7 protein-coding genes are annotated in these 8,765 nt (G+C 72.3%); 2 read left to right on the top strand and 5 right to left on the bottom strand.

Annotated features, from left to right (window positions below):
* Nucleotides 1–35: 35 nt before the first annotated feature.
* Both AB0I59_RS29050 and AB0I59_RS29055 read right to left on the bottom strand, forming a co-directional pair.
* The gene (locus AB0I59_RS29050) at nucleotides 36–3,797 is read right to left on the bottom strand and encodes an ATP-binding protein (RefSeq protein ID WP_358137961.1); all 3,762 of its coding nucleotides are present in this window, start codon (nucleotides 3,795–3,797) and stop codon (nucleotides 36–38) included.
* Nucleotides 3,797–4,324 carry a GNAT family N-acetyltransferase gene (locus tag AB0I59_RS29055; RefSeq protein WP_061257924.1) on the bottom strand — a complete coding sequence of 176 codons (528 nt, stop codon included), beginning with the start codon at nucleotides 4,322–4,324 and terminating at the stop codon, nucleotides 3,797–3,799. The genes AB0I59_RS29050 and AB0I59_RS29055 overlap by 1 nt, the downstream gene beginning before the upstream one ends.
* 295 nt (nucleotides 4,325–4,619) lie before the next feature.
* Between AB0I59_RS29055 and AB0I59_RS29060 the strand changes: the two genes are divergently transcribed.
* On the top strand, nucleotides 4,620–6,032 hold the full coding sequence (locus AB0I59_RS29060) for an FAD-binding oxidoreductase (RefSeq protein WP_061257925.1): 1,413 nt from the start codon (nucleotides 4,620–4,622) through the stop codon (nucleotides 6,030–6,032).
* A 70-nt stretch (nucleotides 6,033–6,102) separates the two neighbouring features.
* Here AB0I59_RS29060 and AB0I59_RS29065 read toward each other — a convergent pair whose 3' ends face one another.
* Entirely contained in the window at nucleotides 6,103–6,567 is a 465-nt protein-coding gene (locus AB0I59_RS29065) for a hypothetical protein (RefSeq protein ID WP_061257926.1), read from the bottom strand.
* A 104-nt stretch (nucleotides 6,568–6,671) separates the two neighbouring features.
* Entirely contained in the window at nucleotides 6,672–6,920 is a 249-nt protein-coding gene (locus AB0I59_RS29070) for a hypothetical protein (RefSeq protein ID WP_061257927.1), read from the bottom strand.
* Between the two features lie 252 nt (nucleotides 6,921–7,172).
* Here AB0I59_RS29070 and AB0I59_RS29075 point away from each other — a divergent pair, with 252 nt between their 5' ends.
* Complete coding sequence (locus AB0I59_RS29075) at nucleotides 7,173–8,237, top strand: sigma-70 family RNA polymerase sigma factor (RefSeq protein WP_358137965.1); 1,065 nt, start codon at nucleotides 7,173–7,175, stop codon at nucleotides 8,235–8,237.
* Between the two features lie 9 nt (nucleotides 8,238–8,246).
* On the opposite strand, the gene AB0I59_RS29080 is transcribed toward AB0I59_RS29075, so the two are convergent.
* On the bottom strand, nucleotides 8,247–8,651 hold the full coding sequence (locus tag AB0I59_RS29080; protein WP_358137968.1) for a VOC family protein: 405 nt from the start codon (nucleotides 8,649–8,651) through the stop codon (nucleotides 8,247–8,249).
* Between the last annotated feature and the right edge of the window lie 114 nt (nucleotides 8,652–8,765).

Here is an 8,765-nt window from a genome sequence, read left to right on the forward strand (position 1 = left end):
CTTCGGACCGGCCCCTTTTCAGGACCGGCCCCTTTTCAGGACCGGAGCCGGGAGAGGAGCGCGGCGCTTCCCTCCTCCAGATGGCGCAGGCCGAGGCGACGGTGGAGTGCCACGGCCCGCTCCGCCTGCGCCACCGCCTCGCCGGTACGGCCCAGCCGGGCCAGGAGCAGGGCCGCCACATCGTGCATCGCCCCCCATGAGACCGCGCCTGTGCCCATGATGACGAACTGGTCGGCGATGGGCAGGACCTCGGCGAGCATCTCCTCGGGGTCGGGACGGCCCAGCTTCGTGGCGACCAGCGCCCACTGCCAGACCGTGAACTGCCACGCCCAGTCCCGCTCGATCCTGGTACCCCACTGGTCGACCATGCGGTGCGCGAGCTCCTCCTCGCCGGCCTCGACCGCCGCGAGGACCGCCGTGGGACGCAGCAGCCGGTGCGAGGGATCGGCGGCGAGCGCGGCCAGCTCGTCGAGGTGCACGCCGTGGCGGCCCCGTGCCCAGTCGAAGAAGAAGCGGCACAGTATGTCGATCGCGCCGGCACCCCACAGGCTGGTGCGATGGTGCCCCGTCACCGCCGTGCCGCTGAACCGTTCGACGTCGGCCCACCGGCCGTCGAGCAGCGCCCGCCCGGCCGCGGCGTAGTTGACCTGCGCCTTGATCTCCGGCATCCGGATCTCGTCGGTGATCCGCAGGCAGCGGGCGAGCTCCGCGTCGTACTCCGGGAGCCGTCCCGACCTGAGCAGCGACGGCATGCGCAGCAGCCGGGCGATCACCTCCCAGGCCAGCGGCAGCCGCGGCAGGGTCAGGATCTCCTCCACCGCGCGCAGCCGATCCTCCTCCCAGTCGGGAGTCCACGCGGCGACGGCGTAGTTGTTGAGCGTCCGGGCGAGCAGCAGATCGTCACCGATCCGCCGGGCCAGGGCCACCGCCTCGGCCGTGTACTGCCGCCCCTCGGCGCGGCGATCCCCGTAGTACAGCTCGACCCCGAGGGTGCCCAGAAGTTCCGCGCGCCGGACGTCGTTCACTCCCGTCGGCGCACCGTCCGGGCTCAGCGCGCCGGCCGCGGGGGTCAGCCGCCGGAGCTGCTGCTCCACCAGGGCGACCATGCGCTCGTCCACGACCCCGTACGCGCGCCAGTACCAGAGGGTCACGCCGCCGAAGACGGTGGCCGCCTCCACCACCGCGTCGTCGTCGCCCAGATCGGTCGCCAGAGCCACCGCCTCGTCCAACGCCACGCGGCCACCCACGACGTCTCCGGTCACCCGCCGTGCCCGGCCCAGCTCGATGAGCAGCGAGCAGCGCCGGGCGGCGAAGCCCATCCCCGCCGGATCCAACACGGCGAGCGCCTGCTCCCAGAAGAGGACCGCCTCGTCGTACGCGAGGTGGACGGCGGCCTGCCGCGCCGCCTCCGTGGCGTACGAGACGGCCTTCGCCGCGCCGCCGACGCGCGCGGCGCTGCCGAAATGGTGCGCCAGCACGGGCAGCCGCGAGGACAGGTCACCCCGGTAGCGGCTCTCGATCGCCTCACCCACCCTGGCGTGGATCTGCGCCCGCTGGAGCCGGGTGAGCCCGGCGTAGAGGGCGTCCCTGACCAGGGCGTGCGAGAACCGGTAGTTCCAGCCGTCATCCGTCTCCGCCAGCAGGCCGGTCGCCACCGCCGGTTCGAGCAGCGTCATCATGCGCGCGGCTCCGATCCCCGTGGCGGCCTCCAGGACGTCCGCGTCGACGTCCTTGCCGATCACGGCGGCGGCGCGGAGCAGTGCCTGGGTGTCCTCGGGCAGCCGGTACACCCGCTGGGAGATGACGTCGCGGACCCCGTCGGGAACCGCGATCGACCGTACGTCGTCGGCGGCCACGCTCCGCGCCGGGCGGTTGCTCGCGAGCAGGCGCAGCAACTCGCGGAGGAAGAGCGGGTTCCCTCCGGTCCGCTCGTGCAACGCCTCGGCGAGCGCGCGGTCGCGTTCGTACGGGAGCTCCCGCGGGGCGGCTCGGCCGTTCCCGGCGCGGTCCCCGCTCCCGGCTCGCCCGTGGGCGGCGATGATCGTGGACTCGCCCGTGCCTCTCAGGACCCTCGCACTGCGCACGTCGTCGGCGCTCACGGCACCGCTCACGGCGCTGCTCGCGGCATCGGCATCGGTCTCCGCGCCGAGATCGGCTCCGGCGTCGGCGAGGTAGTCCATGACCTGCTCGGGAGTGAACGCGCCGACGCTCATGCGTTCGGTGCCGCGATGGCGGGTGAGCTCCCCGAGCGCCTCGGCCAGCGGCGGCGCGGCGTCCGGCCCGTTCGGCCGCATGGTGACGAGCACGAGCAGGGGCAGCCGGTGCAGGTCGCCTCCGAGGAAGGTGAGCAGCTTCAGCGACGCCGCGTCCGCCCAATGGAGGTCGTCGATGATCAACATCAGCGGTCCGCTCTCCGCGCGGCGGGCCAGCGCCCGGCCGATGGCGTCGTGCAACAGGAACCGGGCCGTGTCCGGGTCCGTGACACCGCTGACCGCGCCGGTGCCCGCATCGCCCTCGCCGGTCAGGCTGCTGGCCAGGTCGGCCAGGTCGTCGCCGCCGTCGCGCAGGGCTTCCAGCACCTGGATCCAGGGCCAGAACGCGGGAGCGCCGCTTCCTTCCAGGCACCGGCTCCACGCCACGTCCACCCCGCGGCCCGCGGCCAGTTCGGCGGCCCCGTCGGCGAGCCGGGTCTTGCCGATGCCCGCCTCGCCGGTCACCAGCAGCAGTCCTCCCGAGCCGCACCTGGCGTCGTCAAGCCGCTCGGCGATGCGGCGCAGGTGCGGCTCCCTGCCGACCAGGCGGGGTGGTTCGGCGGCTCCGGCCGCGCCTCCCACATCCGCTGCGCCCGCCCCGGCAGCGCCCGCCCCGGTTCCCGTCCCCGGCCCGTACTGCGGGCGAGGGCCGGCAGGCGCGGAGACGGGCGCGGACACGGTCGTGAGGGCGGGGGCGGAGACGGGTGTGAAGGCGGGTGTGGCGCGTGGCGGCCAGGGGCCGTGCAGCGCGGGGTCGTGCTCCAGGACGGCACGCTCCAGCCGGCGCAACTCCGGGCTCGGATCCAACCCCAGTTCCTCTCCAAGCAGCGTGCGGCACCGCTGGTAGGCGGCGAGCGCCTCGGCCTGCCGCCCATCACGGTAGAGGGCGCGAATGAGCAACGCCCAGAAACCCTCGCGGTACGGGTCGCCGTCCAGGAAGTGACCGACCTCCGCGGCCGCCTCGGAATACCGGCCGAGCGACAGCCACGCCTCCATGCGCGTCTGCAGCGCGGTCACCCGTACCTCGGCCAGCCGGATGACCGCCGACCGCGCGAACGGCTCCGTGAACTCCACGAGGGGCTCGCCCCTCCAGGCCCTGAGGGCGGCGGCCAGAAGGGACTCGGCCTGGGCCGCCTCGCCCCGGAGGAGGGCGGCCTGGGCCGCGTCGGCGTCCCCGACGAAGCGTGTGGCGTCCACCTGGGCGGGCTCGATGTCCAGGAGGTATCCGGGCTCGCGCGTGCGCAGCGCACGGGCCGGTGTACGGGGGCCGCGGCGGGGTTCGAGGACCCTGCGGAGTTGGGAGATGTACGCCTGCAACGTTCCGGTCGCGCTCGACGGGGGCTCGCCCGCCCACAGCTGATCGATGAGCTGGTCCAGCGGGACGACGCGCGGCGCGTTCAGGACGAGCAGAGCGAGGACCGCCCGCTGCTTCCTGGAACCGAGATCCAAGGCCGTGCCTGCCCGGTCGACCACTTCGAAGGGGCCGAGGACGCGGAAGTCGAGCGGATTCGGCTCCCAGGTCGGACGGTCGATGGCCTCGCGCACTACAACTCCCGGGTGAGCAGGACAGCCGCGTCCGTCGCGATCCGCCTTGTTTCCTGGGAATCGTAACTGAACGCTCGCCACCGTTCGCCCGTCCCGGGAAGGGGCGGCCCGAACCCGGCGCCGCGCAGCAGGGCGAGCACCGGGAGGTCCTGTTCGGCCGCGACCTGCTCTCTCTCCGTCCCTCGCCCCACCGCGCAGCCGATCTCGCGGACGCCGTCCGCGCGCAACTCGGTGAGCAGGTCCGCGAGCAGCCTGCGGCCCAACCCGCGCCGCCGGAACGGCTCCGCCACGGCCAGCTCCCGGATCCAGGCGAGGCGGCCGGTCTTCTCCGTCTCGACCAGGGCCGCCGCCAGGGGAGGGGAGGCCGCCGGTCGGCCGATGTCGGCGAGCACGTACATCCGGCATCGCGCCGGCGAGACCTCGGCGGCCGCGTCGGCCACAGCGGCGGCGAGCAGGGTGCTCTCCTCCAGGTGCGGGTGCACCGGGATCTCCCGGAGAAGCAGGACGAACTCGGAAGGAGACGGCATTCCCGTAGCGTCGGCCCACTCCTTTGGAGAGCGCTAGGACGTGACCAGGACGCGGCTAGGACGTGTACAGGCGTGCTCTGAGCTGCGGGAGAACGCCCGGAAACGCCGGGGACCCGCGCGGATCCGCCGGGCCGGCTCGGCGCGGGACGCCTGAGCGACGTCGCCGCCGCGGGAGCCGTCCTAATCCGTGCCAGGACGATGTGAAGAATCCACCAAGCGCCACGTGGGAGAAAGGTCGTGCACGGCCGGTAGGCGGCCGACATCGGCCCACGGGCCAGGAGAGGAAGAGCAGACGATGAGCGTCATCACCGACGACCCGGCCGGGGTGTCACGAGAGGTCGAGGCACTCCGGCAGGAGGTGGCCGGCCCGGTGCTGCTGCCCGGAGACGAGGGCTTCGCCGCCGAGGTGAGCGGGTTCAACGTGGCGACCCGGCACCACCCGGTCGTGGTGGTCGGCGCCATGGGCGAGGGCGACGTCCAGGCCGCCGTACGCTTCGCCGCCCGCCATGGGCTCCCGGTCGCGGTGCAGGCGACGGGGCACGGTGCCGCGACGGCGGCCGACGGCGCCGTCATGATCACCACCCGCCGGATGCGCGCGGTCACGGTGGACCCGTCGGCGCGTACGGCGACGATCGCCGCGGGCGCGACGTGGAGCGAGGTCATCGAGCGGACCGCGCAGTACGGCCTGGCGCCCCTGTCTGGCTCCGCGCCCGGCGTCGGAGCGGTCGGCTACACCCTCGGCGGCGGGATCGGGCCGATCTCCCGCACGTACGGCTTCGCCGCCGACCACGTGCGCGAGTTGACGGTCGTCACGGCGGACGGCCACGCGAGGGTCGCCGACGCCACCCGCGAACCCGACCTGTTCTGGGCGCTGCGCGGCGGCAAGGGCAGCTTCGGCGTGGTCACCTCGATGACCGTCGATCTCTTCCCGGTCGCCACGCTGTACGGCGGTGGGATCTTCTTCCCGGCGGAGGACGCGGCGGGCGTGCTGCACGCCTACCGGGACTGGGTCGGCACCCTGCCGGAGACCACCACGACCTCCGTCGCGCTGCTCCGGCTGCCGCCGCTGCCCGAGCTCCCGCCGGAGCTGCGCGGGCGCTTCGTGGCCCACCTGCGTTTCGCGCACCTCGGAGAGGCGCAGGAGGGAGAGCGGCTGCTCGCTCCCATGCGCGCCGCCGGGCGGCCGCTGATCGACACGGTGAACCGGATGCCGTTCGCCGCGATCGGCTCCATCCATCAGGACCCGGAGGGGCCGATGCCCGCCTGGGATCGCGGCGCGCTGCTCCGCGAGCTCACCGCGGACACCGTCGACGCGATCCTCGCGACCGCGGGGCCGGACGTGGAGGTGCCCTTCGCCGTGGTCGAGCTGCGTCACCTCGGCGGAGCGCTGGCCCGGCCCGCGCGGACGGAGAACGCCGTCGGCGGGCGTGACGCCGCGTTCTCCCTGATGGTCATCGGCGCTCCGGTGCCCGAGTTGTTCGCCGCCGTGATCCCCGCCGCCGCCGGAGCCGTGTTCGGCGCCGTGGAGCCGTGGCTGACGGGGGGCGCGCTGCTCAACTTCCTGGGGGCGGAGACGGCCCCCGAGCAGATCGCCCGGGTCTGGACCCGGCCGGTCCTGAGCAGGCTCGCCCGGCTGAGGGAGGTCTACGACCCTCAGCGCATGTTCCGGTTCGGCCACGCCGTGCCCGACCTGCCCGAGGGGGACTGACCCTCGGTTGCCCGTACGGGGCCGTCCCGAACGGGCAACCACGGATTCCCCCGGCCGCCGGCCCGTCCGGTCACTTCGAGAGGTAGAGCGTCTTCCAGGTCCCCGCGTAGAGGCAGTTGAGGGACGGCTTCGCGGCCTTGCCCTCCGCGCAGACCTTCAGCTCGACCTGGTAGACGTCGCCCCGCGTGAACGAGAACTTCAGCGGCGTGCCGTACGAGCAGTCGCGGAAGCTGCGGTGGGTGAAGGGCAGGTTGCCGCCGGCGTCGCGGTAGGTGATGCGGAAGACCGCCCACCCGCAGGTCGAGGACGACCGGGTCAGGTCGTACACCTTGCCGGAGATCTTCACGACGTCCGCCGTGGGGATGTCGGCGTGGTCCTCACCGAGGGCGTCCAGGGTCCCGACAGCCTTCGCCTTGCTTCCCGGGGCGTAGTACGGCCCCCACGAGGTGGCGGATGCGGCCTGCGCGGCGAGCGGCGCGAGCGCGACGAAAGCGGTGGTGAGGGCCAGACCGGCGAGAGCGCGGGTGATCTTCATGGGAGGGGTCCTTTCAGCTGCGGTTGCCCGCAGTCTGGAATGGACCACTTTCAACTTCCTTGACCGCTCACTGCAGGCGGGTGTTCAGCCGCCTGCAGTGCGGGTCAGGCGCCCAGATCGTGTACGACGTTGTCGAGCCGCTCCGCCAGCAGGTCGAGCTGCTGATCGGTGATCGTGTCCCCGTGGATGTGCGCCGTCAGGTCCCGGCGGCGGGCGATGATCAGCCCCCGGTGCGCGTCGTCGATCTCGGCGTCCGACAGGACGACGCACTCTCCGCGGACGAACACCAGCGTCGCGTCGGGATCCGGTGCTTCGAGCAGATGCCGGACACACTCGCGGTCGATGAAGGCCATCGTGTCCCTCCCCGTGTCATGATCGCGGCGTCTCGCCGCATGGTCGCGGGCGAGCGGCCGCAGGGGTCCCGCTACCCGAGGGAGGCGGGAGAAACGCGCGGCGGCGTAACCGGCAGGGACGAGCCAGGACGAGTCGGTACGAGCCGGTACGAGTCGGTACGAGGTGGAATGCCGGGGAGGGCCCTGGGTAGGCGGAGACGAGACGGAGGAAGAACCCCGGGGGAGCCGCCTGGAAACGAAGAGGTGACCAGGATGCGCGGACATGAGGGCACCGGCCGCGCGGAGCCGTACGAGCCCTATGACGAGCATGATCTGCTCGGCCAGTATCTGAGCCAGATCGGCAGGACACCGCTGCTCACCGCTCAGGAGGAGGTGGATCTCGCCAAACGCATCGAGGCGGGGCTGTACGCCGAGCATCTGATCGAGGAGTCGGGCTCCGCCTCGGACGACGCCGGAGAGGGAGGAGACGCCGCCGGCGGCGATCTGGTGGGCGGCGTTCCGGAGGCGAGGAAGCCCGCGCCTCCCGAGGCCGCACCGCCGAAGCCTCCGGAACGGAGCGGCGTGGAGGAGCTCCGGGAGATCGTCAGGGACGGCGACGCCGCCAAGGACCATATGCTCCGCGCCAACCTCCGGCTGGTCGTCGCCGCGGCCAAGAAGTACGGCCATCGCGGCTGGCCGCTCCTCGACGTCATCCAGGAGGGGAACCTCGGCCTGATCAGGGCGGTCGAGAAGTTCGACTACGCCAAGGGCTTCAAGTTCTCGACGTACGCCATGTGGTGGATCCGCCAGTCCATCGAACGCGGCCTGGCCGACAAGAGCCGTACGGTGCGGCTGCCCGTTCACATCCTCGAACAGCTCGCCAAGGTGACCAGGGCGGAACGCCATCTCGAAGGCCACCTCGGTCACGAGCCCACAGACGAGGAGGTGGCCGCGGCCGCCGGGCAGTCCGTCGAGACGCTCGCCGAGCTGCGCCGCCTGGCCCACGACACGGTCAGCCTGGACATGGTGGTCGGGGAGGACGGCGAGACGAGGATCGGGGACCTGATCGCGGACGCCGAGGTGGTCCCCGTCTCCGAGGTGTTGGAGTGCAGGGTCCTCGCCGAGCAGCTCAGATCCCTCGTGGACATGCTGCCGGATCGCGAGGCGTTCATCGTCACCCTGCGGTACGGCCTCGGCGACGGGCGGACCCACACCTACCAGGAGATCGGCGACCGGCTCGGGCTCACCCGGGAGCGGATCCGCCAGCTCGAACGCCAGGCCCTGCGGTCGCTGCGGCAGCCGGAGCACATCGAACCGCTGCTGTCGTGGGCGGGCTGAGCGCGGAGATCACCTGATGTCCTGGCGCAACGGGTGATCGGCGGGGACCTCGACCAGCACGATGCGTACACCGTCGGGGTCCTCGATCCACATCTCGACGAGCCCCCACGGTTCGGTCCGAGGCGGGCGGATCACGGTGACGCCCGCGTCCAGCAGGCGACGATGCTCCGCCTGGACATCACGCACCTGAAGCCAGATCTCCGCGTTGCGGCCACGACCGCCGTCGTCGTGCGGGGGCCGTTCGGGGCTCCCGGAGACTTCCAGGAAGCCCTGGCCGAGGAAGAAGACGATGCCACGTTCATGCGGCGGTCCGAACTCGCGGTAAACCGCCAGACCGAGCACCTCTTGATAGAAGTGATGGCTCACGCCGAGGTCGCGAGGGCGGATGAGGATCCGGCTGCTCAGTACTTCCATGCGACGGATCCTTCCCCTCAGAGGGCGTTTGATTTGAACTTTTCGTCCTAGTACGTCCCTCTCCAGGTTGGTGTAGTTTCGCCGGTTACACGCTTGCTGACGTTGTCGATCATC

This window comes from Microtetraspora glauca, assembly GCF_040656155.1.
GTDB lineage: Bacteria > Actinomycetota > Actinomycetes > Streptosporangiales > Streptosporangiaceae > Microtetraspora > Microtetraspora glauca.